The organism is Alkalihalophilus lindianensis (genome assembly GCF_032843265.1).
GTDB lineage: Bacteria > Bacillota > Bacilli > Bacillales > Bacillaceae_D > Alkalihalophilus > Alkalihalophilus lindianensis.
In genome coordinates, this window is the sequence record NZ_JAWJBA010000741.1 from 1 (window position 1) to 250 (window position 250).

The 250-nt window shown below is 42.8% G+C and carries 1 protein-coding gene; it reads right to left on the reverse strand.

Annotated elements, in window-relative coordinates; genetic code table 11:
* Positions 1-25: 25 nt before the first annotated feature.
* Positions 26-250 (reverse strand): UDP binding domain-containing protein (locus RYX56_RS24155; protein WP_317124356.1); only part of this gene is annotated, 225 nt, incomplete at its 5' end.

Below are 250 nucleotides of genomic sequence, written 5' to 3' on the forward strand. Positions count from 1 at the left end.
TTTACCAAATAAATCTATTAATATCCTAATAATTCGCGATCCCTGTATAATGAAACCCGAGTGCCTCCACCTTTCCCTTATCCACCATGTTTCTGCCATCTAAAATATACGGCTGCTTCATTAATCGCTTGATAGTCATCCAATCAAGCTGCTTATATTCATCCCAATCGGTACAAAGAACAACTGCATCGGTGTCTGACACGGTTTCAGCTACTGTCTGAAATTGCCGGCAAAAAGGGCCATGGGGGGG